General features: G+C 64.7%; 21 protein-coding genes and 2 pseudogenes. 5 read left to right on the top strand and 18 right to left on the bottom strand.

The genetic code is table 11. The annotated features are described in order from the left end of the window. Positions 1–89 precede the first annotated feature (89 nt). The gene (locus EJ078_RS25665; protein ID WP_127215479.1) at positions 90–1,571 is read left to right on the top strand and encodes an esterase-like activity of phytase family protein; all 1,482 of its coding nucleotides are present in this window, start codon (positions 90–92) and stop codon (positions 1,569–1,571) included. A 63-nt stretch (positions 1,572–1,634) separates the two neighbouring features. Here EJ078_RS25665 and EJ078_RS25660 read toward each other — a convergent pair whose 3' ends face one another. Beyond that, on the bottom strand, positions 1,635–1,916 hold the full coding sequence (locus tag EJ078_RS25660) for a hypothetical protein (protein WP_208720929.1): 282 nt from the start codon (positions 1,914–1,916) through the stop codon (positions 1,635–1,637). A 148-nt stretch (positions 1,917–2,064) separates the two neighbouring features. On the opposite strand from EJ078_RS25660, the gene EJ078_RS25655 reads away from it, so the two are divergent. Continuing rightward, the gene (locus tag EJ078_RS25655; RefSeq protein WP_127215478.1) at positions 2,065–2,931 is read left to right on the top strand and encodes an SDR family NAD(P)-dependent oxidoreductase; all 867 of its coding nucleotides are present in this window, start codon (positions 2,065–2,067) and stop codon (positions 2,929–2,931) included. A gap of 109 nt (positions 2,932–3,040) precedes the next feature. On the opposite strand, the pseudogene EJ078_RS25650 reads toward EJ078_RS25655, so the two are convergent. The 3 genes and pseudogenes from EJ078_RS25650 to EJ078_RS25640 form a co-directional block, all read right to left on the bottom strand. Beyond that, a pseudogene (locus EJ078_RS25650) lies at positions 3,041–3,433 on the bottom strand (low affinity iron permease family protein); the annotation flags it as partial. 255 nt (positions 3,434–3,688) lie between these two features. After that, positions 3,689–4,330: a DapH/DapD/GlmU-related protein gene (locus tag EJ078_RS25645; protein ID WP_127215477.1), complete on the bottom strand. Its 642-nt coding sequence runs from the start codon at positions 4,328–4,330 to the stop codon at positions 3,689–3,691. 45 nt (positions 4,331–4,375) lie between these two features. Then, complete coding sequence (locus EJ078_RS25640; protein WP_082980332.1) at positions 4,376–4,825, bottom strand: CreA family protein; 450 nt, start codon at positions 4,823–4,825, stop codon at positions 4,376–4,378. Between the two features lie 272 nt (positions 4,826–5,097). Between EJ078_RS25640 and EJ078_RS25635 the strand changes: the two genes are divergently transcribed. From EJ078_RS25635 to EJ078_RS25625, 3 genes are all read left to right on the top strand, one after another. Continuing rightward, positions 5,098–5,682, top strand: a complete 585-nt coding sequence (locus EJ078_RS25635) for an SCO family protein (RefSeq protein WP_127215476.1) — start codon at positions 5,098–5,100, stop codon at positions 5,680–5,682. Between the two features lie 77 nt (positions 5,683–5,759). Then, on the top strand, positions 5,760–6,632 hold the full coding sequence (locus EJ078_RS25630) for a 50S ribosomal protein L11 methyltransferase (RefSeq protein WP_127215475.1): 873 nt from the start codon (positions 5,760–5,762) through the stop codon (positions 6,630–6,632). A 96-nt stretch (positions 6,633–6,728) separates the two neighbouring features. Continuing rightward, positions 6,729–8,573 (top strand): aminopeptidase P family protein, encoded by a 1,845-nt coding sequence (locus EJ078_RS25625; protein WP_127403692.1) that lies wholly within the window; start codon positions 6,729–6,731, stop codon positions 8,571–8,573. Positions 8,574–8,576: 3 nt separating this feature from the next. Here the strand turns inward: EJ078_RS25625 and EJ078_RS25620 are convergent, their stop codons facing one another. The 14 genes and pseudogenes from EJ078_RS25620 to murG form a co-directional block, all read right to left on the bottom strand. Continuing rightward, positions 8,577–8,873 (bottom strand): AzlD family protein, encoded by a 297-nt coding sequence (locus EJ078_RS25620; protein ID WP_067329066.1) that lies wholly within the window; start codon positions 8,871–8,873, stop codon positions 8,577–8,579. After that, the gene (locus EJ078_RS25615; protein ID WP_127216226.1) at positions 8,870–9,598 is read right to left on the bottom strand and encodes an AzlC family ABC transporter permease; all 729 of its coding nucleotides are present in this window, start codon (positions 9,596–9,598) and stop codon (positions 8,870–8,872) included. The genes EJ078_RS25620 and EJ078_RS25615 overlap by 4 nt, the downstream gene beginning before the upstream one ends. Before the next feature lie 106 nt (positions 9,599–9,704). Further along, complete coding sequence (locus EJ078_RS25610; protein ID WP_067329064.1) at positions 9,705–10,391, bottom strand: TIGR02453 family protein; 687 nt, start codon at positions 10,389–10,391, stop codon at positions 9,705–9,707. Continuing rightward, positions 10,391–12,598, bottom strand: coding sequence for an NAD-dependent DNA ligase LigA (gene ligA, locus EJ078_RS25605; protein WP_127216227.1), 2,208 nt, complete (start codon positions 12,596–12,598; stop codon positions 10,391–10,393). Before ligA ends, EJ078_RS25610 begins: the two co-directional genes overlap by 1 nt. 139 nt (positions 12,599–12,737) lie before the next feature. Continuing rightward, on the bottom strand, positions 12,738–14,411 hold the full coding sequence (gene recN, locus EJ078_RS25600; protein WP_127216228.1) for a DNA repair protein RecN: 1,674 nt from the start codon (positions 14,409–14,411) through the stop codon (positions 12,738–12,740). Between the two features lie 8 nt (positions 14,412–14,419). Further along, positions 14,420–15,289 carry an outer membrane protein assembly factor BamD gene (locus EJ078_RS25595; RefSeq protein WP_066990991.1) on the bottom strand — a complete coding sequence of 290 codons (870 nt, stop codon included), beginning with the start codon at positions 15,287–15,289 and terminating at the stop codon, positions 14,420–14,422. A gap of 201 nt (positions 15,290–15,490) precedes the next feature. After that, complete coding sequence (lpxC, locus tag EJ078_RS25590) at positions 15,491–16,438, bottom strand: UDP-3-O-acyl-N-acetylglucosamine deacetylase (protein ID WP_127216229.1); 948 nt, start codon at positions 16,436–16,438, stop codon at positions 15,491–15,493. A 409-nt stretch (positions 16,439–16,847) separates the two neighbouring features. Beyond that, complete coding sequence (gene ftsZ / locus EJ078_RS25585) at positions 16,848–18,503, bottom strand: cell division protein FtsZ (protein WP_127403693.1); 1,656 nt, start codon at positions 18,501–18,503, stop codon at positions 16,848–16,850. Between the two features lie 67 nt (positions 18,504–18,570). Next, positions 18,571–19,878 (bottom strand): cell division protein FtsA, encoded by a 1,308-nt coding sequence (gene ftsA / locus EJ078_RS25580; RefSeq protein ID WP_208720927.1) that lies wholly within the window; start codon positions 19,876–19,878, stop codon positions 18,571–18,573. Then, positions 19,875–20,816, bottom strand: a complete 942-nt coding sequence (locus EJ078_RS25575; RefSeq protein WP_095828963.1) for a cell division protein FtsQ/DivIB — start codon at positions 20,814–20,816, stop codon at positions 19,875–19,877. Before EJ078_RS25575 ends, ftsA begins: the two co-directional genes overlap by 4 nt. After that, positions 20,804–21,729: pseudogene (locus EJ078_RS25570) on the bottom strand (D-alanine--D-alanine ligase). The gene EJ078_RS25575 and the pseudogene EJ078_RS25570 overlap by 13 nt, the downstream one beginning before the upstream one ends. Before the next feature lie 310 nt (positions 21,730–22,039). Beyond that, positions 22,040–23,005 (bottom strand): UDP-N-acetylmuramate dehydrogenase, encoded by a 966-nt coding sequence (gene murB, locus EJ078_RS25565; RefSeq protein WP_127217036.1) that lies wholly within the window; start codon positions 23,003–23,005, stop codon positions 22,040–22,042. Then, positions 23,002–24,408, bottom strand: coding sequence for a UDP-N-acetylmuramate--L-alanine ligase (gene murC / locus EJ078_RS25560; protein ID WP_208720925.1), 1,407 nt, complete (start codon positions 24,406–24,408; stop codon positions 23,002–23,004). The genes murB and murC overlap by 4 nt, the downstream gene beginning before the upstream one ends. After that, a complete protein-coding gene (gene murG / locus EJ078_RS25555) occupies positions 24,405–25,529 on the bottom strand; it encodes an undecaprenyldiphospho-muramoylpentapeptide beta-N-acetylglucosaminyltransferase (protein ID WP_127217034.1) in 1,125 nt (374 codons plus the stop codon). The genes murC and murG overlap by 4 nt, the downstream gene beginning before the upstream one ends. Positions 25,530–25,535: the final 6 nt, after the last annotated feature.

The raw sequence follows: 25,535 nt of genomic DNA, 5'->3' as shown, positions 1-25,535 counted from the left end.
GGAGCCCCACTCCTGTCACGCAAGTATCATGTTCGCGTCCTAGACCCGATGTGACGCCATTCCGGCTCTGCTCGTCACATGGGGACATCATGAAGCACCTCAACCGAACTGTCGCGCTTGGCGCGGCAATAGCCCTGTTCACCGTGCTGAGCCCTGCGCTCGCCGAGGGTGTTGGCCATGTCAACAAGGGGCTGATCGGCGTTGGCCGCATCCCCGCCAGCCAGAAGGACAAGTTCGGCGAGACCTTTGGTTCGGGCTCCGGCATGGCAATCGACGCCAAGAGCTGGGCGCGTGACGGCGCCGGCTACAAAGGCTCGCTCTGGCTGCTGCCGGACCGCGGCTACAACGTCGCCGGCACCACCGACTACCGGCCCCGCTTGAACACCATTGCAATCGAGCTGACCCCGACCCCTCCGGGCGCGGCGCCCGCCGCCGGCCAGGAACAGTCGGGCGTCAAGGCAACGCTCGTCGACACCATGCTCCTGACGGACGACAAGGGCGCCGACGCCACCGGCCTCGATCCGCTCAACGGCGTGCGCCCCGCTGCCGGCGACATGCCGATCCTGCCGCAGGCCGACAATGGCAAGCTTTCGCTCGACGACGAGGCGGTCGTGCGCCTGCCCGACGGCACCATGTTCATTTCCGACGAATATGGCCCCAACATCTATCGCTTTTCGGCCGACGGCCGCCTGATGTCGGCGACGCAGCCGCCGGCGGCCCTGGTGCCGATACGCCATGGCAAGCCGAACTTCGCTTCCGACAATCCTGGTCCGGGTGCCGCCGAGCCGGATCCCAAGGATCCCGAGACTGGCCGCCAGAACAATCAAGGCCTCGAAGGCATGTCGATGACGCCGGACGGCAAGTTCCTGATCGCCGTGCTGCAGTCGGCGCCGCGCCAGGATGGCGGCGATTCCGGCTCGACCCGCCGGAACACCCGCGCGCTGGTCTATGACGCCTCCGACCTCGCCCACCTCAAGCTGGCGCACGAATATGTCGTACCGCTGCCGGTGTTCAAGGACGCCAAGGGCAAGATCAAAGTGGCTGCGCAGAGCGAGATCGTGGCGCTGTCCGACAAGAGCTTTTTGATGCTGGCACGCGACAGCGGCAACGGCCAGGGGCTGAAGGACGCCGAGTCGGTCTACCGCAAGATCGAGATCGTCGACCTGTCCGCGGCCACCGATATCGCCAACGGCCCATTCGACGCCGCCGACAAGCCGGTTGCGCCGAAAGGCGTGCTCGATCCGTCGGTGACGCCGGCCAAGCTCACCTCGTTCATCGACATCAACGACAAGGGCGAACTCGGCCGTTTCGGCCTGCACAACGGCGCGCCGAACGACAGGAACAACCTCTCGGAGAAGTGGGAGGCGATGTCGCTGGTGAGCGTGCTGGACCCGAAGCTGCCTGACGACTATTTCCTGTTCGTCGCCAACGACAACGACTTTCTCACCCAGGACGGCTTCCAGGTCGGTGCCCCGTACAAGGCCGAGGATGGCGCCGATGTCGACACCACCTTCCTGGTCTATCGGGTTACCCTGCCCGGCCTGTCGGGGAACAGTCTCGCCGCAAACTAGTTGCGATTACCTGGTTTACGCCGGACAGGCGGTTCGAGCGTCTCGTGGAAAGATAGCGGCTTCTTACTGCCGCATCGCTTTCAGTTTTTCTGCCGCCGAGGCGGCAAGGTCGGCATAGCGCTCTTCCAGCCGCTCTGCGCCCTTGATGACGGGAAAGTCATGGCCGAACTTCTCCAGCGCCAGGCGCAGCTTTTCCGCGAAGTCGGCCTGTTGCTCCAGTGCCGAAAACAGGGTCTTGACCTGCGCCTCGCTGATATCGGGGTTGGCGAGCATCTTCGGCACATCCCGGCCCATCTGTTCGCCGGTGGCGGTCTGCTCCTTCAGGATTCCGATCCAATCGGTCAATGCCGAACTCCTTTTCTGGCAGCATGCGCGGGGCAAGCTGCTGCGGTCAACCCATTGCCGCTACCGCCGTCGATGATTGCAGCGATCAAGGCTTGCCTCGGCCCTGACCGGCGTTAAGTTCGGCTCGACCGGAATAAGGACATCAACCATGACCAGCGACGCCGAAATCCAGACCGCCCTGCCCGCTTTCGCCTCCGGCAATGTCGCCGTCGTCACCGGTGGCGCCAGCGGCATAGGCCTGGCCGCCGCGAAGCGCTTCGCGGCCATGGGCATGAAGACCGTGCTTGCCGACATAGGCGGCGTGCGCCTCGACCAGGCCCGGCAGGCGGTCGCCGTCATTGCCGGGGACGATGCCGTTCTCCCTATCCCCACCGACGTCTCCAAGGCCGACGAAGTCGACCGGCTCGCGGACCTCGCCTACGGTGCGTTCGGTGCGGTTTCGGTGCTGATGAACAATGCCGGCGTCGGCAACAATCCCGGCAAGCCGTGGGAAAGCCGTGATGCCTGGAAGCGGCTGCTGGACATCAATTTCTGGGGCGTCGTGCATGGTGTCGAGGCCTTTGCGCCGCGCATGCTGGCCGCGGGCGAGCCCGGCCTGATCATCAACACCGGATCCAAGCAAGGCATCACCACGCCGCCCGGCAATCTCGCCTACAACGTCTCCAAGGCGGGCGTGAAGACCTTCACCGAGGGCCTGGCCCATGCGTTGCGCAACGAGCCTGGAGCGAAGCTTTCCGCGCATTTGCTCATCCCCGGCTTCACCTATACCGGCCTGACCGAGGGCGCCACGGAGAAGCCGGCCGGCGCCTGGACGGGCGAGCAGGTGATCGATTTCATGCTGGCATCGCTCAAGCAGGACGACTTCTACATCCTTTGCCCGGACAACGAGGTCGCTCGGCCCATGGATGAAAAGCGCATGGCCTGGGCGATCGGCGACATCATCGAAAACCGCCCAGCTTTGTCGCGCTGGCATCCGGATCACAAGGACGCTTTCGCCGCCTTTATGAACCGCTGACGGGCCGTTCAGGCGGCGCCTTCTTCTTGGAGCTTGCCTTCCCTGGCACGGTCTTCTTGGCGGCCGCCTCAGCGATCTTGCGGTCGCGCCCGGAACCGTTTTTTATCGTCATAGCCTGCTTGGCCGCTGTTTCGGCGATCTTGCGGTCGTGCCGTTTTGCCGCCGCTTCGCATTTGGCGCGGATCTCCTCGACCTCCGATTCCGTCAGGTGCTCGATGCCGATGAAATGGTTGTGGGCCTCGCTGACGCGAATCAACTCGTCGAGCTTGGTCTGGATTGCGGCGCCATCGCGGTTCTGCGTGTTCTGGATCAGGAACACCATCAGGAAGGTGATGATGGTTGTCCCCGTGTTGATCACCAGTTGCCAGGTATCGGAGAAGCCGAAGACCGGGCCAGTCGCCGCCCAGATCACCACGATCAGAACGCAGACGGCAAAAGTCAAAGGCATACCGGCCAGGTGAGCCACCCAATTGGCAACCTTGGTGAAAAGCTTTTCGATCATCCAGTCCTCACAAAACGCAAGAGCGCGGCATTTCGAGAGAAACAAGGGCCGGCCTCTCCGGTTCCCGCCGGCCCGATTTTCCGCCTGCAATCGCATACACGCGAGAGGCGCATGACGACGAAAAAACACCTTATGCGTTGTTGCCATGGTGCCGGTGCAGGTCGAAAAGCCTGCTCGTTCCGCTTCACGGCGGCTTACCTCCGGCCCCTTCCGCCGGGCCACCCCCGCATGGCGGAAGGGGCGCGCTTCACGGGTTCAGGTCGCGGCGTTTTCCCAACGATCGAGGAAGGCCTCGATCGGCAACGACTGCATGTCCGGGATCGCCCTGGCGAGTTTTTCCGGCGTCCAGTCCCACCAGGCGAGGTCTTCAATGCGCGCCGCCACGTCGGCGCTAAAGCGCTGGCGCAAGGGTTTGGCCGGAACGCCGGCGACGACAGCGTAAGGCGGCACGTCATGCGTCACCGCCGCGTTGGCACCGATGACGGCGCCATTGCCGATCGTGATGCCTGGCATGATGACGGCGCCATGGCCGATCCAGACATCGTGCCCGATGCTGACCGGCTTTGCCTGCCGCCGCTCTCGAAATGCCGCGTCGACGCCAAGCCAGCGGAAATATTCGTTGGGCCGGTAGCTCACTTTGTGCTGGGTCAGCCGCTCGATCGGATGCTCGAGCGCGTTGATGCGGCTGTTGGCGGCAATCGAGCAGAACTTGCCGATCGTCGTGTAGATCGCTTCCGAATGACGCTCGAAATAGGAAAAATCGCCGACCGTCACGTCGCGCAGGATCACCCGCTCGCCGATCGATGCATAGCGGCCAAGCTTGCACCCCTTCAACTCCGCGGTCGGATGGATGCGCGGCTCGGGATCCTTCGCAACGAGATGTTCAGGACGGTCCATGGCGCGGCTTTACGCCCGAGCGATTGCCCCGGCAAGCGGGACCAATCATCCGGGCGGATCGGAGCCTAATTGCGGCTTGCCCTTGGTCCACACGACGTTCTGGCCATAGAGCGGCACGGTCGTGACCGACATCTTCGCCGAGCCGTTCTGGACCTGGCGCGAATGCGAGAGATAGATCAGCGTCTCGTTCTTCTTGTCGTAGATGCGGTTCACCACCTGTTTCTTCCAGATCAGGCTGAGGCCCTGCTTGAACACCTCTTCGCCGCGCTCGCTCATGTCGATGTCGCCGATGGTGATCGGCCCGGTCTGGCGGCAGGAGATCGACGAGTCCGACGGATCCTCGAACCAGTTGCCCTTGTGCAGCCGATCGATGATGCTGCGGTCGAAATAGGCGACGTGGCAGGTGACGCCGTCGACCTTTGGATCCTTGATCGCATCGATCATGATGTCGTTGCCGACCCAGTCGACGCCGACCTTGCCGACCTCGTCCGCCATCGCTGCGCCGGCGCCGAGGGCAATGCAGGCGGCAATCAAGCCGATCAGTTTTCGCAAGGAAGCCTCCTCGGGTTTTGCGTTTAGCCGATGTCAGGTGGGACAGGACAATGGCATTTGCAAGCCATTCGATGATTGTCGCGACGGAGGCGGCAGGTCTCGTGGTTGCGGCAACGCGACCTCTTTGCGCGCGCGCCGCCAAACCGCTAAGACTGTCGCCGAACAGGCTCGCGCCGGATCCGCCGGGCCGCGACGATCGCAACGGATAGTTTCTGATGATGCGCTCAATTCTGGTCGGCATCCTCGTCCTGATGGCGGCGGGCATCGGCTGGCTCACTTTCGACTGGTATCGCGGCCATTATGGCGGCCAGCCCTACGGCGCACCGTTCACACTGATCGACCAGAAGAGCGCGCCGATCACCGAGGCCGCGTTCCGGGGCCACCCAAGCGTCGTCTTCTTCGGCTTCACTCATTGTCCGGAAGTCTGCCCGACAACGCTGTTCGAAATGGCCGGCTGGCTGAAGACGATGGGCGACAGCGGCAAGAACCTCAACGCCTACTTCGTCACGGTCGACCCGGAGCGGGACACGCCGCAGATCATCAATTCCTACGTCGGCAATTTCTCCGACCGCATCACCGGCATCACCGGCGATCCGGACAAGGTGCATGCAATGGCCAAGGCCTTCGGCATCTACTGGAAGAAGGTCGACACCGGCGACGGCGATTACACGATGGACCACACGGCCTCCGTGCTGCTCCTCAACGCCAAGGGCGAGTTCGCCGGCACCATCTCCTATGGCGAAAGCGCCGACACGGCTATTGCGAAGCTGAAGCGGCTCGCAGCAGGCGGCCAGGCGTGATCCCGAACCGAAGGTTTGCGTAGCAACAAGTGGAACCGGTTCTCGGAAATGATCACGCTCAAACATGAGTCGCCCTGATGGGGCAGACCAGGTTCCATTTCACGGCGGGCAAGGCCGAGGCTGACCGCATCTTCGCGGCGCTTGATGCAGCTTTCGAGGACGAAGGCCTGCCGCTTGCGCTGCTGGAGGTCGATGAGGCCAATGACATCCACGAAGTGTCGCTCTATGCCGATGGCGATGTCGATGCCGTCGCAGTCCGGATCAACGGCATACTCGCGGACCTGGGCCTGCCGAAGCAGGTCGAGCGCGAGGCGCTCCCCGACATCGACTGGGTTGCACGCTCGCTCGAAGGACTGAAACCGGTCCGCGCCGGGCGTTTCTTTGTCCACGGCGCGCATGATCGCGACAAGCGCCGCAGCGGTGACCTCGCCATTGAGATCGAGGCGGGTCTTGCCTTCGGCACCGGCCATCACGGCACCACGGCCGGCTGCCTCGAACTGCTGGAACAGGTGGTGGTGCGCGAACGCCCCGGCAACGCGCTCGACCTCGGCACCGGCAGTGCCGTGCTGGCGATAGCGCTGGCCAAGCTCGCGCACATCCCGGTGCTGGCGACCGACATCGATCCGGTCGCCGTTCGCGTCGCTGCGACCAATGCGCGACTGAACCGAGTGAAGGCGCTTGTCGAGACGGTGACGGCGCCCGGCTTCCACCATCCGATCTTCTCTAGGCGCGCGCCCTTCGACCTCATCGTCGCCAATATCCTGGCGCGCCCGCTGATGCGGTTGGCGCCTGAGATGGCCAGGCACATCAGGCTCGGCGGCTCGCTGGTGCTCTCCGGCATTCTCGACCGTCAGCGCGATGCGGTGATCTCGGCCTATGTCGGCCAGAGCTTCCGCCACGTCCGCACCTTGCACCGCGAGGGCTGGGTGACCATCCACCTCAAGCGCTGAAAACCGGATCGTTCAAGACTGGCCCTGTCGAAATCGATTCCGGTTTCGAAGACCTTGCGCTACGGTCGCGCGAGCCATTCGAGGAGATGCGGAAAAATGTTCCAGACCTTTGATTCCGCCGGCGATCCGGCTGTCGGCAAGCCGCGCGTGGCGACGCTGCGCCAATGGCTGGCCGAGAACAAGCTGGACGGCTTCATGGTGCCGCGCGCCGACGAGCATCAGGGCGAATATGTCGCCGACCGGTCGGCCCGGCTGAAATGGCTGACCGGCTTTTCCGGCTCAGCCGGCGTCGCCATCATCCTGCGCGACCGCGCCTTCATCTTCGTTGACGGCCGCTACACGCTGCAGGTGCGCAATGAGGTCGATCTTTCGATCTTCACCGTCGAGAGCCTCGTCGACAATCCGCCGGCCTCCTGGATCAAGGACAATCTCGGCAAAGGGGCCAGGCTCGGCTTCGACCCGTGGCTGCACACGATCGGCGAGATCAAGGCATTGAAAGCCTCGGCCGAGCAGTCCGGCGCGACACTGGTGCCGCTCGAGAAGAATCCGATCGATATCATCTGGGAAGATCAGCCCGAGCCGCCGCGCGCACCCGTGGAACTCCATCCGATCGCCTTCGCCGGCGAGCTCGCCAAGGACAAGCTGGCGCGGCTGGCGGGCGCGATCGAAAAGGAGGGCGCGACGCACGCCGTGCTCACCGACCCTTCTTCCATCGCCTGGGCCTTCAACATCCGCGGCGGTGACGTGGCGCATACGCCGCTGGCGCTCGGCTTCGCGATTCTTGCCGCCGACGGCAAGCATCAACTCTTTATGGACCAGCGCAAATTTTCGCGCCAGGTCGCGGCTTATCTCACCCAGCTCGCCGATCCGCACGACCCAGGCGAATTCGAATCGGCGGTCGCCAACCTCGCCAAGGGCGGCGCAAAAATCGCGCTCGATCCCGTTTTGGCGGCGGAAAAGCTCAAGATGCTGGTCGAGGGCAATGGCGGCATCGTTGTCTCTGCGCCGGACCCCGCTCGCATTCCGCGCGCCACCAAGAACCACGCCGAGGTCGCCGGCAGCCGCGCCGCGCATCGTCGCGACGGCGCCGCAGTCGCCAAGCTGCTCTGCTGGCTCGACCGGCAGCAACCGGATACGCTCGACGAGATCGACGTCGTGACCAAACTCGAGGAGGTGCGGCGGCAGACCGGCGAGGAAACACAGATGCCGCTGCGCGACGTCTCCTTCGACACGATTTCCGGCGCCGGCCCGAACGGCGCCATCATGCACTACCGCGTCTCCCGCGCCACCAGCCGCAAGCTGCAAAGCTGCGAGCTGTTCCTGCTCGATTCCGGCGGACAATACCAGGACGGCACCACCGACATCACCCGCACCGTGCCGATCGGCCAGCCGACCGAAGAGATGCGCGAGCGCTTCACGCTGGTGCTGAAGGGCATGATCGGCATCTCGACGCTGCGCTTTCCGGCCGGCACGCGCGGTTCGGAAATCGATGCCGTCGCCCGCGTGGCCCTGTGGAAGCATGGCTGCGACTTCGCCCACGGCACCGGCCATGGCGTCGGCTCTTACCTCGCCGTGCATGAGGGCCCGCAGCGCATCGCCCGCACCGGCACCGAAAAACTGCTTGCCGGCATGATGCTGTCCAATGAGCCGGGCTATTACAAGGAAGGCTCCTACGGCATTCGCATCGAGAACCTGATCCTGGTCACGCCTGCCGAGCAGATCGAGGGCGGCGACATCGCCATGCACGGCTTCGAGACGCTGACGCTGGCGCCGATCGACAAGCGCCTCATCCGCAGTGACCTGCTGACCCGCGACGAACTGCACTGGCTCGACCAGTATCACGCGCGGGTTCTGGCCGAGATCGGTCCGATGGTGGACGGCGAGACGCTGGCCTGGCTGGAGAAAGCCACGGCGCCGCTGCCGCACGACGCCAAGATCTGACTTCTAGCCGACGAACTGCCTGGCCAGAATCAGCACCGCGGCACCGGCCAAAAACATCGCCATCAGGCCGCCGCGCAGCGACACCAGCGCGGTGACGATCAGCGCTGCCCATTCGGCCGGTCCGGCGCCGAGCGCGGCAGGTGCCACAAGTGTCGTCAGCACAGCGGCCGGCACGGCGTTGAGGCCGGCCTCGACACGCGGGTGGACGGTCTCGAAGCGCGAGATGACGAGATGGCCGCCGACGCGCGTGAGATAGGTGGCGACGGCGCCGGCGAGGATGATCCAGAAGGTCGTGCTCATGTGCGCTGCCCCACGCCGCTATGATGCGGCGGCAGAATGACCGCCAGAAGGACGCCGGCAATGGCGCCGATCGAGACATGCCAGGGCGAGCCGACCGTCTTGTAGGCGACGATCGAGGCGGCCGCGCTGGCGACGACCACCGGCAGCCACAGCGGCCGCTTGCGGAAGCCGAGAACCAGGCCGAGGAAATAGATCGGCAGCAGGAAATCGATGCCCAGAGCATGGGTATCCGGGATCATCTTGCCGAAGACCGCGCCGAGCGCGCTTTCGGCCACCCAGAACACATAGACCGGCAGGCCGAGCCCGAGATACCAGACGAACCCGACCGATTGGCCGGACGCCGCGCGCGCCTCGGCCACGGCATATTGCGGATCGGTCAGGATGAAATAGCCCAGCGCTTGCTGCAGCAGCGGCCAATGCGCCATGCGCCGGCCGATGCCGGCGGAATAGAGCACGTGACGGAAATTCACCGCGAAGATCGAGAGCACGATCAGCCAGGGCGCGACATGCTGGCCGAACAATTCGATGCCGACCATCTGGCTGGCGCCGCCGAAGATCAGCGCGCTCATGAGGAATGCTTCCAGGACCGAAAACCCGTTGTCCACGGCAATCGCGCCGAACAGGATCGCGAACGGCGCGGAGGCGACGACGACCGGCATCGACATCCGCACGCCGTCCCAGAAATCGCTCCTCGCACGGCTTTCCAAGATTGCTTCCGCCGACATCCAACTGCTCCCTTGAGCGGCTTGATTTAGGGAGCGGCTTCCCGCTTGTCACACCAATTCGCTTGAGCCGACGATCAGCGGAACTGATTGCCGGGCTTTGAGCGGCTCAGGCAGCCTTACCCTGGATCGCCCTGCCCCAATCGAGCAGCGGCTTGGCGCGCAAGGTGAAGCCGACGAGATCGTCAACTAGCGCCGCCATGCAGATGGTTTCGGGATCAATATTATGCCGCACCACGAAATGGCGGTTGCGGACTGCTTGCGCGAGATCGGCTTCGCTGACGTCCTCGAAACCGCGCGGCGCGCGCTTCAGGCAATCTTCCCTATCCAGCTCCAGCCCAGTCTTTTTCAGCGCTGAAACCATGGCGCGGAAGGCGGCCGGCTTCGTCACGATCGCCTTGCGCATCGCCTGCAGCAACTCCGGTCCGGGCTGCCACCAGGCGACGCCGGCAAAGCAGCGCTCGAGGCCGATATGCACATAGAACACGCCCTGCTCCATCTTGGTGCCGTCTGGCGACAGGATTGCCGACAGGTGCCGATTATAGGGGCGCTTGTCCTTGGAGAAGCGAACGTCGCGATTGATGCGGAACAGCGACTTCTTGCGGTCGCCGCGCAGGCCAAGTCCCGCCGCCGCGAAACGCTCGCTGAGCGCTTCGACGAGATCGCAGAACGGCTCGTGCAGCTCACTCTCGTAGAGACCGCGGTTTTCCTGAAACCATTCGCGGCTCTGGTGGAAGTCGAGCGCCTTGAGGAACGGAATGGCCTTCTCGCCAAAACCCTTGAACGCTCCGGCCATCAGCCGCCCCTGCCGATGCGCTGCAGCCAGGTGTCCTCGTCGATCACCTCGATGCCGAGATCGCTCGCAACCTTGAGCTTGGAGCCGGCGCCCGGACCCGCCACCACCAGATCGGTCTTGGCCGAAACCGAGCCGGCGACCTTCGCCCCCAGGCGCTCCGCCATCGCCTTGGCCTCGGAGCGCGTCATCTTTTCCAGCGTGCCGGTGAACACCACCGTCTTCCCGGATACCTCGCTGCCGGCCGAGATCTCGACCACATAGGGCTTGGGATGGACTTGCGCCAGCAGCGCATCGAGCACGTCGTCATTGCGCTCATTGCCGAAGAAGTCGCGCAAGGCGTTGATGACGGTGTCGCCGATGCCGTTGATCGACGGGAACACGTCATGCGGATCCTCCGCCTTCGCCGTCTCCTTGCCGACGCGGATCAGTTCCTCGATGGTCGAGAACTGGCGGGCAAGCACCGCCGCCGTCGTCTCGCCGATATGGCGGATGCCGAGCGCGAAGATGAAGCGGTCGAGCTCCGGCTCGCGGCGCGCGTCGATGGCTGCGAACAGTTTGTCGAGGCCTTCGTAGTTGCGATCTTCGATGCTGCGCACATTCTTGCGCGTCTTGCCCGATGCGGCCTCGCGCAGTCTGGCCTGCTCCTCACGCCGCTCCGCCAACGCCTTGGTGACGGCCGGCCGGCGGTCCTTCAGCGTAAAGATGTCGGCGGCGGTCTTCACCAACCCGGCATTGAAGAACAGGTCGATGTTCTCGGCGCCGAGGCCCTCGATATCGAGCGCGCCGCGCGACACGAAGTGGCGCAGCCCCTCCACGGCCTGCGCTGCGCAGATCAGCTCGCCGGTGCAGCGGCGCCGCGAATCCTCCTTGCCGGTCTTCTCGTTGATCTCGCGCGTCGCCGGCGAGCCGCAGACCGGGCAGGTGTGCGGGAACTCATACGGCACCGCATCGGCCAGCCGCTTGTCGATGAGGACCCTGACGATCTGCGGGATGACGTCCCCTGCCCGCTGGATCACCACCGTGTCGCCGATGCGAACGTCAATGCCGTCGCGGATCGGCTGCCCGTTGCTGTCAAAACCCTTGATATAATCCTCATTGTGCAGCGTGACGTTTTCCACCACCACGCCGCCGACCGTCACCGGCGCCAGCCGCGCCACCGGCGCCAGCGTGCCGGTGCGGCCGACCTGGATGTCGATCTTCTCAACCGTCGTCATCGCCTGTTCGGCCGGGAATTTGTGGGCAACTGCCCAGCGCGGCTCGCCGGTGACAAAGCCCCAGCGGCGCTGCAGCTCGAGCTGGTCGACTTTGTAGACAACGCCGTCGATGTCGTAGCCCAGCGAAGAACGCTGCTCCTCGATCCGATGGTAGTGCGCGATGAGTTCGTCGATCGACCTCGCCCGCACCATCAGCGGACTGACCTGGAACCCCCATTCCTTGAACTTCTGCACGGAATCGTACTGGGTCGGAGCGGGATCCGCCGTCGTGTAGCCCCAGGCATAGGCGAAGAATTTCAGATTGCGGCTGGCGGTGACGGCTGGATCCTTCTGGCGCAGCGACCCGGCCGCCGTGTTGCGTGGATTGACATAGTCCTGGCCGCCGATAGCTGCCGAGCGCTGCTTCAAAGCCTCGAACTCCGCGTAGGTCATGTAGACCTCGCCGCGGATTTCGATCACCTCCGGCCAGCCCGAGCCCTGCAACTTCTTCGGAATGTCGGCGATGGTCTTGAGATTGGCGGTGATGTCCTCGCCGACCGCGCCGTCGCCGCGTGTCGCGCCTTGCACGAAGATGCCGTTTTCGTAGCGCAGTGATGCCGATAGCCCGTCGATCTTCGGCTCCGCCGTGAAGGCGATATCGAGGTCCTTGTCGCGGTCGAAGAAGCGCCGGCCACGCTCGATGAAATCGGCCACGTCCTGGTCGGTATAGGCCTTGGCGAGGCTCAGCATCGGCACGGCATGCCGCACCTTGGTGAAGCCTTCCGCCGGCGGCGCGCCGACCCGACGCGACGGCGAATCCTCGCGAACGAGATCGGGAAAGCGCCCCTCGATGGCAAGGTTGCGCCGCGCCAGTGCGTCGTATTCGGCGTCCGAAATCGTCGGCGCATCCTCCATATGGTAGCGCCGGTCGTGCTCGGCGATCTCCGCCGCCAGCCGCTTCAGCTCCTCCGCGGCCTCGCTTTCGCTCAGCGAATCGACTGGTTTTTCAGACATGAAGCGCGGTCCTCGAATTGTGGCGGGCCACTATAAATCAGGATTCGGTATGGAGGAGTCGGCTTGCGCAAAAATCATTGCCGAACAGCAGGATGCAGCCACCTGCTGACTCGGCATTCCAGCCGGGGAATCAAGAAGCCTAGGCTGCCGCCGTGTTCTCGCGCAGCAACCGCTCAGCGGCGGCGCGCGCTTCATCGGTGATGGTGGCGCCGGCCAGCATGCGCGCGATCTCTTCCTGGCGCGCCGCGCGATCCATTTCGGCAATGCCGGTGGCGACACGGTCCTTGCCGCCGGACTTCGAGATTAGAAAATGCGTCGCAGCGCGCGCCGCCACTTGCGGCGCATGCGTGACCGAAAGCACCTGCACCCGCTTCGACAGCCTCGCCAGCCGCTGGCCGATGGCATCGGCCACGGCGCCGCCGACGCCGGTGTCGATCTCGTCGAAGACCAGGGTCGGCGCCGAGCCGCGGTCGGCAAGCGCCACCTTCAGGGCCAGAAGGAAGCGCGACAGCTCGCCGCCGGACGCAACCTTCATCATCGGCCCGGGCCGTGTGCCCGGATTGGTGCGCACCCAGAACTCGACCTGGTCGATGCCTTCTTCCATGCGGCCATCGGCATCGCTCACCATCTCGACGATGAACTCCGCCCGTTCGAGCTTGAGGGCCGGCAGTTCGGCCATCACCGCCTTGGTGAGGCCCGCCGCCGCCGCATGGCGCAGCGAAGAGAGCTGCGCCGCGGCTATGTCGTAAGCTTCGCGCGCGGCGGCTGCTTGTTTCTGCAGCCCGTGCAGGCGTTCCTCGCCCGCATCGAGATCGGCAAGGTCGGCCGCCATCGTGTCGCGCAGCTGCGCCAGATCGTCGACCGCGACATTGTGCTTGCGTGAGGCCGCGCGCAGCGAGAACAGCCGCTCTTCGGCCTTTTCCAGGCGCTGCGGATCGTATTCGGTGGCGCGTAGTGCTGTCTGGACGCCGGACTGCGCCGCGTCGAGCGAGATCATTGCCTCGTCCAGCGACTTGACCACATCGTCGAGCAGGCCCGGCACCTCACCCGATTTGCGCTGCAGCCGCCTGAGCAGGCTGGCGAGCTGCGGCAGGGGCGAAGACGGCCCCGACAGCACATCCTGCGCATCGTGAATCTCGGACGCGATCTTTTCGGCGCGCATCATCTGGGCGCGTAATTCGGCAAGCTCGGTCTCTTCGCCCGGCTGCGGATCGAGCTTCGCCAACTCGGCGACCGAGGCCCTGAGATAATCGGCCTCGCGCGCCGCCGCCTCGACCTTGGCGCGGTGCCGCGAAAGCTCCTGTTCGCAGTTCCGCCAATAGCGCCAGGCTTCGCCCGTCCCGCGCACGGCGCCGAGATGGCCGCCGAAACTATCCAGCAATTCGCGGTGGGCGCCGGGATCGACGAGCGCCCGCTCGTCATGCTGGCCGTGTATCTCGACCAGCGCGCGGCCGACGTCGCGCATCAGGGTCACGCTGGACGGCTGATCATTGACGAAAACGCGGGTGCGGCCGTCGGCGGTCTGCACGCGGCGCAGGATGATGTCGCCATCATCCTCGATGTCGTTGTCGGCAAGCAGCGCGCGCGCCGGGTGGTTGCGCGGCACGTCGAACACGGCGATGACCTGGCCCTGCGCCGCGCCATGGCGGACGAGCGACGCGTCGCCGCGCGCGCCAAGCGCCAGCGACAGCGCATCGAGCAGGATGGATTTGCCGGCGCCGGTCTCGCCGGTCAGCACCGAAAGCCCAGGCAAGAAGTCGATGTCCAGCTTCTCGATCAGGACGATATCGCGGATCGACAGTCTGGACAGCATCAGAAGTGTCAGGCGCCGGTGATCAGCTTCCCGGCCTTGGAGATCCACGACCCGGCATTCTCGCGCGGTTCAAGCCCGTTGCTCTGCAGGAGCTTGTAGGAATCCTTGTACCACTGGCTGTCCGGATAGTTGTGGCCGAGCACCGCTGCGGCTGTCTGCGCTTCCGAAGTCAGGCCCATCGCGTAGTAGGCTTCGGTCAGTCGCGCGAGCGCCTCCTCGACATGGCGCGTGTTGGAGTAGTTCTCGACCACGGTGCGGAAGCGCTTGACGGCGGCGATATATTCGCGGCGTTCCAGATAGTAGCGGCCGATCTGCATCTCTTTGCCGGCGAGCTGGTCGGTGGCAAAGCGGATCTTGTCCTTGGCGTCGTCGACATACTCGGAATTCGGCCAGCGGGTCACCAGGTCCTGCATGGTCTGCACCGTCTGGCGCGCTTCCTTCTGGTCCTGGGTGACGTCCTTGATCTGCCGGTAGTAGCTCAAGCCGATGATGTACTGCGCATAGGCGGCATCGTCGGTTGACGGATAGAGCGTCAGGTAACGTTTGGCGGAACCGATCGCCTCGTCATAGTTGCCGGCGCGATAATCGGCGAAGGCGCCCATCACCATCGATTTGCGGGCGAATTCCGAGTAGGGATGCTGGCGGTCGACGGCGTCGAACTTCTTGCTCGCCTCATCGAGGCGGCCGGCATTCAGATTGGCGAGGCCCTGGTTGTAGAGAACGTCTGCGGGTTCGGTGTGGTCGACATAGGTCGCCAGATTGACGTCCTTTTCGGAGGACATGCAGGCCGACAGCATGAGCGACGGGGCGACCAACGAAAACGCCAGGAAAACAGCCCGATACGGCGCCTTCGATTGACCAACTCGCGAAAAAAACATGTTTGGATTCCGCCCTTTCGGCGTCGTTTCGGTCCCGGCCGCAGCCATAAACCATTATCCCCTTGCCCGGCAACGCTATGTCCGGCCAATCGCACATTTTTGTGGCGGTTTGGGACCGTCCCCAAAGCCGCTCGATTTCACGGGTTTGTGATGCATTTGCGCAACACCGGCTTCGCTACAAAGCCAGAAAATCGTTAAAAATCAGATGACCCAGGGCGCGTAGACCGGTCCGCTGACGGCGATCATTTCGGCGACCCGGCCGCGCTCGCGGCGCCGCGTCTCGACGATCTCGAAGGCCGTACGGTCCGAAAGCAGGCGGCGCAGCGCCGCCGCGTTCATCCGATGGCCGCCACGATAGGAGCGGAAGCAGCCGATGAAGCGCGCGCCGGCAAGCGCCAGGTCGCCCATGGCGTCGAGCGTCTTGTGGCGGGCGAATTCGTTCGGATAGCGCAGTCCGCCGACATTGATGACGCCGTTGTCGTCGCCGATGACCAGCGAGTTCTCCAGCGACGACCCGAGCGCGTAGCCGGCGGCCCACAGCCGCTCGACATCCTTCATGAAGCCGAAGGTGCGGGCCCGCGCGATGTCGCGGCGGAAGATGTCGGGGTTGATGTCGGAGGCGAAGAGCTGGCGGCCGATGGCCGGGCTCTCGAAGTCGATCTCGACCTCGAATCGCGTGCCGTCATAAGGACGGAACTCGGCCCAGGATGCACCGGCTTCGACGCGGATCGGCTTGACCACGCGGATATAGCGGCGCTTCACCGAAAGCGTCTCGATCCCCGCCTGGTCGAAGGCTTCGACAAAGGCCACCGCGCTGCCGTCGAGAATGGGAACTTCCGGACCGTCGATCTCGATGATGAGATTGTCGATGCCAAGTCCGAACACCGTCGCCATGAGATGTTCGACGGTTCCGATATGCTGGCCGACCGGATCGCCGAGCATGGTGCACAGGTCGGTGGCGCCGACCTCGGAGACCAGCGCGCGGAACTCGCGGAACTCGCCGCCATTCGCGAGGTGGAACACGATGCCGGTATCGGCGTCGGCGGGCAGGAAATGAACGGTGACGGGCTTGCCGCTGTGGACGCCGGTGCCAGTCAGCGTCACGCGCGCCTTAACTGTCGTCTGATAGTCGTGCAAGACAAACCCCATAAGCCCAAACCGCCTGTGTCCGCTTGTCAGCCTTAGGCATTATGGCCCGACGGATCATCTGGCCTGCGCGCAAAAGCGGCGAATGAGCAAGGCAGCGGCTCTGATGTATCGGCAGGCAGGGCCAACTCCCCGAATCCCGGCAAACCGACTTTAGTCCGACGCGAAGATAGTGGCCCGTCTGGGAGACTCCAAATCACGGTTTCTTACCCCGTGTAACCGCTGCCGTGAGCGAAAAAACACTCGTAATGCGTTGTTTTTCTATAACTTTTAAAGGCAACAGACAGACGATCTCTCGCCTGCCTGTTAACAGCTGTTATATATCGTTAGTGTATGTTCTGCCCGAAAGTGCACAGCGGTTTTATCAAACATTGCTTAAAGCGCGCCGCACATAGGCGGCGCGCTTTAACGATTAGTTCGCCTGGCGACGCAGGAACGCCGGGATCTCCAGCTGGTCGTCTTCCTGCACCGTGCGGCTTTGAGGCGTGAGGCGCCCCTGGTCGTCGAGCTGGCCGCGGCGCGGCGCATAGAGCTGCGGGTCCTGGCTGGCGAGGCGGCGCATTTCCGGTGCCGCCTGGCGCAGTTTCGGCTCGCGCGGCTGCGCCGGCTGCAGCCGGGCCGGCTCTTCCTCGCGGCGGGTCAGGCCGTTGGTCAGCCGCTTGATCAGCCCCATCGGTCCGCTGTTCTCATGATCCGCAGGGCGGCTCTTGGCCTCCACCTCGGCCCTCACGACCGGTGGAAAGTCCTCGACGCGCGGCATGCGCTGCGGCGCTGCAGCCACAGGCTGCGGCATCTCGCGCTGCGGCGCGGGCTGCATGACCGGCTGCTGGGCGATCGGCTGCGGCTGAGGCTGGGCCGGCGGAGCCTGGAAGATCTTGCTCTGCGGGCGGAAGTCGTCGACCGGCGTGGGGCGCGGCTGTGCCATCGCGGCGGCGTTCGCCTCTGCAAGCTGGATCGCCTCGGCAACCGGATCGACGGCGCGCGGCTCGTAGGCCTGCTGCTGAACCGGTGCGGGACGGCTTTCCTGAACAGGTGCCGCGGGACGGGCGACCGGCTTCTGCGGCGCGCGGATGGAGATTGGCGCCGCGGCGATTTCGGCCGCCGACTTGTCGATGCCGGTAGCGACCACCGAGACGCGGATCACGCCTTCCAGTTCCTCGTCGAAGGTGGCGCCGAGGATAATGTTGGCGTCCTGGTCGACCTCCTCGCGGATCCGGGTCGCGGCTTCGTCGACCTCGAACAGGGTGAGGTCGCGGCCGCCGGTGATCGAGATCAGCAGGCCCTTGGCGCCCTTCATCGAGGTCTCGTCGAGCAGCGGGTTGGCGATCGCCGCCTCGGCGGCGGCCATGGCGCGGCCCTCGCCCGAAGCCTCGCCGGTGCCCATCATCGCCTTGCCCATCTCGCGCATCACCGAGCGGACGTCGGCGAAGTCGAGATTGATGAGGCCTTCCTTGACCATCAGGTCGGTGATGCAGGCAACGCCGGAGTAGAGCACCTGGTCGGCCATGGCGAAGGCATCGGCGAAGGTGGTCTTGTCGTTGGCCAGCCGGAACAGGTTCTGGTTGGGGATGACGATGAGCGTATCGACGCATTTCTGCAGTTCCTCGATGCCCATGTCGGCCGTCTTCATGCGGCGCTGGCCCTCGAAATGGAACGGCTTGGTGACGACGCCGACGGTGAGGATGCCCTTTTCGCGCGCCGCGCGGGCAACGACGGGTGCAGCGCCCGTGCCGGTGCCGCCGCCCATGCCGGCGGTAACGAAGCACATATGCGTGTTGGACAGATGATCGATGATCTCGTCGATGCACTCTTCCGCCGCCGCGCGGCCGACTTCCGGCTGCGAGCCGGCGCCGAGGCCTTCCGTGACATGCGCGCCGAGCTGAATCAGCCGCTCAGCCTTCGACATCGTCAGCGCCTGCGCGTCGGTGTTGGCCACCACGAACTCGACGCCGCGCAAGCCGGCTGTGATCATGTTGTTGACCGCGTTGCCGCCGCCGCCGCCGACACCGAACACGGTGATGCGTGGCTTAAGCTCGGTGATGTCCGGCTTCTTGAGATTGATGGTCATAGTCTCCGTCCTTTGCCTTTCCCGCCGCCTCGCCGCTGCGGCCGCCTTGGGGGCTGTCCCCGTCAAATTAAAAACTGTCTCTCAACCACTGACTCATGCGATGCAGTTTTCCGCCCGTTCCGGTCATCCTGAAACCGGAAAGTCCTTTCGCCGAATGGCTCTCGAAGCTCGCCATTTGAGGATAGATCAGAAGCCCGACCGGGGTCGAAAACGCCGGCCCCTTGGCCGCTTCCGGCAGGCCTGCCACGCCGAGCGGCCGGCCGATGCGCACGTTGCGCCCAAGAATGCGGCGCGCCGCCTCCGGCAGGCCCGCCAGTTGGCTGGCGCCGCCGGTGAGGACGACCCGTTTGCCGACGGCGTTGCCGTAGCCCGATTTGTTCAGCCGGTCGCGCAAAAGCTCGAGCGTCTCGTCGATGCGCGCCCGGATGATCCGCGTCATCACCGAGCGCGGGATCTGTAGCGGCAGCTCGCCCTCCTCGCCGATCGGCTGGATGGAAACCAGGTCGCGGTCGTCCGCACTGCCCGGCAGCGCAGAGCCATGCATCACCTTCAGCCGCTCGGCGGCGTCGAGCGAAGTCGACAGCCCCTTGGCCATGTCGAGCGTCACATGATTGCCGCCGATGGCGATGGCGTCGCCATGCACGAACTTGCCTTCCGAGAACACCGAGATCGTGGTCGTGCCGCCGCCCATATCGATGCAGGCCGCGCCCATTTCGAGCTCGTCGTCGACCAAAGCCGCGAGACCGCTGGCATAGGGCGTCGCCACCATGCGCTCGACCGACAGATGCGAGCGGTTGATGCAAAGCTCGAGATTGCGCATCGGCGCAGCATCGCCGGTCAGCACATGCATATCGACGCCCAGCGTCTCCCCGACCATACCGCGGGGATCCCGCACGCCGCGCTCGGCATCGAGCGAGAAGCCGACGGGAAGCGAATGAACCACCTCTCGCTCGGCCCGCAGCGCCTGCTTGGCGCCGGCAGCGAGCACGCGCTTGATGTCGGCTTCCTCGACCTGATGGCCGCCGAGATTGATGGTTGCCGAAAAGGCCTTGCTCCTCAGCCGGCCGGCCGTCATGTTGACGATAAGGGAATCGACGGTGAGCCCCGCCATGCGCTCGGCGGCGTCGACAGCGAGACGGATGGCATGCTCGGCGCGGTCGAGATCGACCACGACGCCCGACTTAACTCCCTGCGACTTCTGATGGCCGATGCCGATCACCTGGATGCGATGCGAGCGTCCGCGCAACAGCTTGCCGTCCTCGCGCGGCTTCAGCTTCGCCACCACGCAGCAGACCTTGCTCGAGCCGACATCGAGCACAGTCAGCGTGCCCGACCGGCGCGAAGAGGCATCACCGCCGCCGCCAAGCCAGCTCATATCTTCGTCTCCGGCTTGCGTTTCGTCAGGGTCTTCGGCTTGTCGCTGAGCGCGGCTTCGCGCTGCGTCGCCGCTTCCGGCGAGAGCTCGACGACCAGGCGATCGGACAACCGCATGTCGACGGCAGCGATGTCGCGCGTCAACAGTCCGTTATCATGGTCAAGCTTGACGAGCTCGGCGATCGCCTGATCCTCGCCGTCTTCCGGCAGCTTCACGGTGATGCCGTTCTCCAGCTTGAGATCCCAGCGCCGCTCGCCGACACGGATATAGCCTTTGACCCGCGCCGCCAGCTCGGGATAGCGCTTGATCCTCTCGAGGAAATCCGGTGCCTTGGCCGGCGCGCCCGTGCCGATGATCAGCGGCAGCAAAGCCTGCTTGCCGCCCGAGAACGGCGCGATCACCTCGCCCGACCGCTCGATGACCGAAAGCGAATTGCCCTGCTGCCAGAGCGCGAAGGGCTCACGCTCCTCGACACGGACCTCGAGCGTATGAGGATAGATCTTGCGCACCGCCGCAACCTCGACCCAGGGCAACGTCGCGATGCGCTCGCGCGCAGCCTCGGCATCAAAGCCGATCAGCGACGTCCAGCCATCGAGGCCGAGGCGGTCCAGGATATCGATCTCGGAAGTCTGGCGATTGCCGACGACCTTGATCTGGTCGACGGCAAAACCGGTTCGGGCCGTCACGCCCTGCACGATGCTGTCGGCGTAGCCGCCGAGATAGGCCCCGTAGGCTCCGGCGGAAGCCAACAAGGCAGCCGAGAGGATCGCAGCCGAGAAGCGCGGCGCCTCGTACTCGCCATCGCAGAGACGGGCAAGCAAACGCACCGGCCGCCGCAGCTGGCGCGGCAACACGAAATTGTCGAACGATAGCGGCACGCCGAACAGCGCGGGCCCAGTCCCGCGGCCCTTGCCCTGGCCCCACCTCAACGCAGACACGAAGCGTCCTCCACCATCCAACTCAACAATTCGCCGAACGAATGCCCCGCTTGCGCGGCGATTTCAGGCACCAGAGACGTCGGCGTCATGCCCGGCTGGGTGTTGATCTCGAGCCAGACAACCTCGCCGTTTTCGGAGTGACGGTCGTCGTAACGGAAGTCCGACCGGGAAACGCCCCGGCAACCGATAGCAAGATGAGCCTTGAGGGCCAGTGTCTGTATTTTTTGGTAAATATTCGGTGAAATTTTTGCAGGGGTTTCGTGTTTTGATCCACCCGGGACGTACTTTGAATCGTAGTCGTAGAAGGAATGACCGGTCGGGATGATTTCACAGACCCCAAGCGCCACGTCACCCATCACCGCGCAGGTCAACTCGCGCCCGTGGATGTAGCGCTCGACCATGACGATCTCGCCATACTTCCATTCGGACGAGCCGATGACTTGCGGCGGATGCGACTGCCCCTCATGCACGATGACGACGCCGAAGCTCGAGCCTTCATTGACCGGCTTCACCACGTAAGGCGGCTTCATCGGATGCTTGTTCTGGACGGAGAAGCGGTTGACCACCTTCGATTCCGCGACGGGAATGCCGGACGCCTTGGCGACCTTCTTGGCCTGCTCCTTGTTCATGGCCAGCGCCGAAGCGAGCACACCCGAATGGGTGTAGGGAATTCCGAGATATTCGAGAATTCCCTGGATGGTGCCGTCCTCGCCGAACGGGCCATGCAGGGCGTTGAAGGCGACATCGGGCTTGAGCTCGGCAAGCACAGACCCGACATCGCGCGAAACATCGACGCGGGTGACCTGATAGCCTTCATTCTCGAGCGCATCCGCACATGCCTTCCCCGACGACAGAGACACGGGCCGCTCCGAGGAAAATCCCCCAGGAGAACAGCCACATGCTTCTTCTTCATCCCGCCTTCCCCTTTCACGCCGGGCCTGCAACCAATATTTCCGCACGCAACATTTCCGCACATTGAGTCCGAGTCTTCCGGCAGGTTGCCCCCCAGACGGAAAACGCGGGTAACGCGTCAAACGACTCAAATCAGGAAACGCTTTAGAGCAGAGAATCAGAGAGTTGATTCCCTGGCAAGTACCTATGATTCCGAGAGATTCACTTTCCGCGAAAACGGGCGAGAAAAGTGTGTTGTTGAGTCTTTGCGGTAACGCTTGACGGCGTCGCCGACGACGCAAGTTCAAGCACTACTTGAACATCGCAGCGAGCTAAAGAAGCTGGCCCAGGAACTCCTGCACCGCGTGACCCGGCCGGAAGTTGCCCAGCCGCTTGATCTCCCAATGCAGACGGATGCCCGAATTTTCCAGCACCCGCGCGCGCACCGTCTCGCCGAGATATTCGAGATCGTAGCCGGTCGCCGTGCCGGTGTTGATCATGAAGTTGCAGTGCATGGGAGACATCTGCGCGCCGCCGATCATCAGCCCGCGGCAGCCGGCCTTGTCGATCTCTCTCCACGCCGACGAGCCTTCCGGGTTCTTGAAGGTCGAACCGCCGGTCTTCTCGCGGATCGGCTGCACCGTCTCGCGATGGTTCTGCACGGCATCCATCGCCGCCTTAATCGCAACCTTGTCTTGCGGGATGCCCTCGAAGATGGCGGAGGTAAAGATCAACCCGCCAGGCGCCGACGAATGGCGGTAGGCATAGCCCATATCCGCATTGCTCAGCGTGTGGACATTGCCTGCGCGATCGAGCGCCTGCACCTCGACCATGCGCTCGCGCGTCTCGACGCCATTGGCGCCAGCGTTCATCCTCAGCGCCCCGCCGACAGCGCCCGGAATGCCGTGATAGAAATGGAACCCGCCGATGCCGGCTTCATAAGCCACGGCGGCCAGACGCTTGTCCGGCGTTGCCGCGCCAGCCTTAATGGTGGTCGATCCGGTGACTTCGGCCTCGCCGAAGCCCTTGGCGGAGAGCCTCACCACAAAACCGGGGATGCCGCCGTCGCGCACCAGAAGGTTTGAGCCGACGCCGACGACCGTAATCGGGATTTCCTCCGGCACCGCGCGCAGGAAGGCCGCGAGGTCCTCCTCGTCGGCCGGCTGGAACAGCGCTTCCGCCAGCCCACCGGCACGGAACCAGGTGATCTTGTCCATCTCGGCATTGGGCGTGACGCGGCCGCGCAGGCCGGCAAGCTTGTCGCCGAGCTTGTCGATCAGGTCCTGGCCGCGCATCATGAGGGGCCCCCACCGAGTTCCTTGGGCAGCGCATAGGCCCATTGCGTGATGTTGCCGGCGCCAAGGAAGATGACGAAGTCGCCGGGCTTGGCAAGTTCGCGGACGGCCGGCGCGACCGCCGTCGGGCCTTCGATATAGCGCGCGTCGCGATGGCCGCCGGCACGGATGCGCGACACCAGCGCGTCCGAGGTCACGCCCTCGATCGGTTCCTCGCCGGCCGCGTAAACGGGCGCCACCATGACCGTGTCGGCATCGTTGAAGCAGACGGAAAACTCATTGAACAGGTCGTGCAGCCGGGTGAAGCGGTGCGGTTGCACGATCGCGATGACGCGGCCCTTTGTGGCCCCGCGCGCGGCCTTGAGCACCGCCGCGATCTCCACCGGGTGGTGGCCGTAATCGTCGAAGACCTCGACGCCGTTCCAGGAACCGGTGTGCGTGAAACGCCGCTTGACGCCGGCGAAGGATGACAGGCCTTTCTTGATGGCTTCGGCGGACAGACCGAGCTCGTGCGCGACCGCGATCGCCGCCGTCGCGTTGGAGACATTATGGCGGCCGGGCATGGGCAGTCGCAGACCTGTGATCGTCGTCGTGCCCCGTCCCTTGCGGTCGCGGATCACCACGTCGAACTCGGATGTAGCTCCGTCCATGCGATGATTGGCGAAGCGCACGTCGGCCTGGGCATTCTCGCCATAGGTGATGACGCGCCGATCCTCGATGCTGCCGACCAGCGCCTGCACCTCCGGATGGTCGGTGCACATCACGCCGAAACCGTAGAACGGAACGTTCTCGACGAACTGGCAGAAGGCCTCGCGCACCTTGTCGAAGCTGCCATAGTGGTCGAGATGCTCGGGGTCGATGTTGGTGACGACGGCGATGTCGGCCGGCAGCTTGAGGAAGGTACCGTCGCTCTCGTCGGCCTCGACCACCATCCACTCGCCGTCACCCATGCGGGCATTGGTACCATACGCGTTGATGATCCCGCCATTGATGACGGTCGGATCGAGCCCGCCGGCTTCGAGCAGCGTCGCGACCATGGAGGTGGTCGTCGTCTTGCCATGCGTGCCGCCGATGGCGACCGCCTGGCGGAAGCGCATCAGCTCGGCCAGCATCTCGGCGCGGCGCACGACCGGCAGCAGTTTCTCGCGCGCCGCCTTGAGCTCGGGGTTGGATTTCTTGATGGCGGTCGACACCACGACCACCTCGGCCTCGCCGATGTTCTCGGCCTTGTGGCCGACGAAGCATTCGATGCCCCTGTCGCGCAGCCGCTGCACATTGGCGCCGTCCGCCTGGTCGGAGCCCTGCACCTTGTAGCCGAGATTGTGCAGCACCTCGGCAATGCCGCTCATGCCGATGCCGCCGATGCCGATGAAATGCACGAGGCCGATCGTCTGCGGCATCTTCATGCGCGCGTCCTCCTGTAGTCGGAAACCGTTTTGCCGGACGCAATAGCCTCTGTCAGATCGGCGAGCAACCGCGCCGCGTCGGGTTTTCCGGCCGAGCGGGCAGCCGCAGCCATTGCGGTCAGCCGGCCGGGATCCTCCATCAGCCCGCCGACCAGCGCGGCGATCCGCTCGGCCGAGAGCGTCGATTGCTGATGGACCTCGGCCCCACCGGCGGCGGCAAGTGCCGCGGCATTCGCCGCCTGGTCGTGATCGAGCGCATGCGGGTAAGGCACCAGCAGCGCCGGGCGTCCGATGACCGCGATCTCCGATACGGTCGAGGCACCGGACCGCGACATCACCAGATGTGCGGCCGCCATGCGCGCCGCCATATCGGTGAAGAAGGGCGAGACCTGCGCGTCGACGCCGAGATCGGCATAGGCGGTCTTCACTCGCGCCACGTCTTCCGCGCGCGCCTGCTGGGTGATCGCCAGCCGCTTGCGCTGCGCTTCGGGCAAAAGCGCTATCGCCGCCGGCACAGCATCGGAAAAGAACTGCGCACCCTGGCTGCCGCCGAAGACCAGGAAGCGGAACGGCTCGCTGGCATCCGACGCGACATAAGGCGATTTCGCCGCTTCAAGTATCTGCGGCCTCACAGGATTGCCCGTGGTCACCGTCTTGGCGCCGGCCGCGCTTTCCCCCTCCGGCAGGAAACCGCCGGCAATCGCATCGACCCGGCTCGACAGCGCCTTGTTGGCACGGCCCATGACGGCGTTCTGCTCATGGATCAGCGTCGGCACCTTGCGCCGTGTCGCCGCATAGAGCGGCGGCAATGTCGGATAGCCGCCGAAGCCGACGACGACGTCGGGCTTGATCCTGGCGATGACACGCCCCGCTTGCCGCACGCCTTGCCAGATCGCCCAGAAGGCGGCGAGCACGGCGAAGGGATTCTTCGAGCCCAAAGTCGCCGAGCGGATGGAGTGGATCGCGGCGGCGGGAAAGTGGCCGGAGTAGCGCTCCGCGCGGCGGTCGGTGGCAAGATGCACCTCCCAGCCCCGCTCGATCAGCTCATGCGCAAGCGCCTCGGCTGGGAACAGATGTCCGCCCGTTCCGCCGGCCGCCAGCAGGATGACACCCCTCGACATCCCGCC

The organism is Mesorhizobium sp. M1A.F.Ca.IN.022.06.1.1, from assembly GCF_003952605.1.
In the GTDB taxonomy this organism is placed as follows: Bacteria; Pseudomonadota; Alphaproteobacteria; order Rhizobiales; family Rhizobiaceae; genus Mesorhizobium.
Note: the sequence above shows the minus strand (reverse complement) of the source record. Positions and strands in the feature narration are given on the sequence as shown.

Coding starts and splice junctions, on each gene's coding strand:
- EJ078_RS25635 (WP_127215476.1), top strand. CDS start 5,098: ATGATGCGCTCAATTCTGGTCGGCATCCTCGTCCTGATGGCGGCGGGC.
- murB (WP_127217036.1), bottom strand. CDS start 23,005: ATGATGCGCGGCCAGGACCTGATCGACAAGCTCGGCGACAAGCTTGCC.
- murC (WP_208720925.1), bottom strand. CDS start 24,408: ATGAAGATGCCGCAGACGATCGGCCTCGTGCATTTCATCGGCATCGGC.
- EJ078_RS25595 (WP_066990991.1), bottom strand. CDS start 15,289: ATGTTTTTTTCGCGAGTTGGTCAATCGAAGGCGCCGTATCGGGCTGTT.
- EJ078_RS25615 (WP_127216226.1), bottom strand. CDS start 9,598: ATGTCGGCGGAAGCAATCTTGGAAAGCCGTGCGAGGAGCGATTTCTGG.
- ligA (WP_127216227.1), bottom strand. CDS start 12,598: ATGTCTGAAAAACCAGTCGATTCGCTGAGCGAAAGCGAGGCCGCGGAG.
- lpxC (WP_127216229.1), bottom strand. CDS start 16,438: ATGGGGTTTGTCTTGCACGACTATCAGACGACAGTTAAGGCGCGCGTG.
- EJ078_RS25645 (WP_127215477.1), bottom strand. CDS start 4,330: ATGGACCGTCCTGAACATCTCGTTGCGAAGGATCCCGAGCCGCGCATC.
- murG (WP_127217034.1), bottom strand. CDS start 25,529: ATGTCGAGGGGTGTCATCCTGCTGGCGGCCGGCGGAACGGGCGGACAT.
- EJ078_RS25620 (WP_067329066.1), bottom strand. CDS start 8,873: ATGAGCACGACCTTCTGGATCATCCTCGCCGGCGCCGTCGCCACCTAT.
- ftsZ (WP_127403693.1), bottom strand. CDS start 18,503: ATGACCATCAATCTCAAGAAGCCGGACATCACCGAGCTTAAGCCACGC.
- EJ078_RS25640 (WP_082980332.1), bottom strand. CDS start 4,825: ATGGCGGACGAGGTCGGCAAGGTCGGCGTCGACTGGGTCGGCAACGAC.
- EJ078_RS25665 (WP_127215479.1), top strand. CDS start 90: ATGAAGCACCTCAACCGAACTGTCGCGCTTGGCGCGGCAATAGCCCTG.
- EJ078_RS25630 (WP_127215475.1), top strand. CDS start 5,760: ATGGGGCAGACCAGGTTCCATTTCACGGCGGGCAAGGCCGAGGCTGAC.
- EJ078_RS25655 (WP_127215478.1), top strand. CDS start 2,065: ATGACCAGCGACGCCGAAATCCAGACCGCCCTGCCCGCTTTCGCCTCC.
- recN (WP_127216228.1), bottom strand. CDS start 14,411: ATGCTGTCCAGACTGTCGATCCGCGATATCGTCCTGATCGAGAAGCTG.
- EJ078_RS25610 (WP_067329064.1), bottom strand. CDS start 10,391: ATGGCCGGAGCGTTCAAGGGTTTTGGCGAGAAGGCCATTCCGTTCCTC.
- ftsA (WP_208720927.1), bottom strand. CDS start 19,878: ATGAGCTGGCTTGGCGGCGGCGGTGATGCCTCTTCGCGCCGGTCGGGC.
- EJ078_RS25625 (WP_127403692.1), top strand. CDS start 6,729: ATGTTCCAGACCTTTGATTCCGCCGGCGATCCGGCTGTCGGCAAGCCG.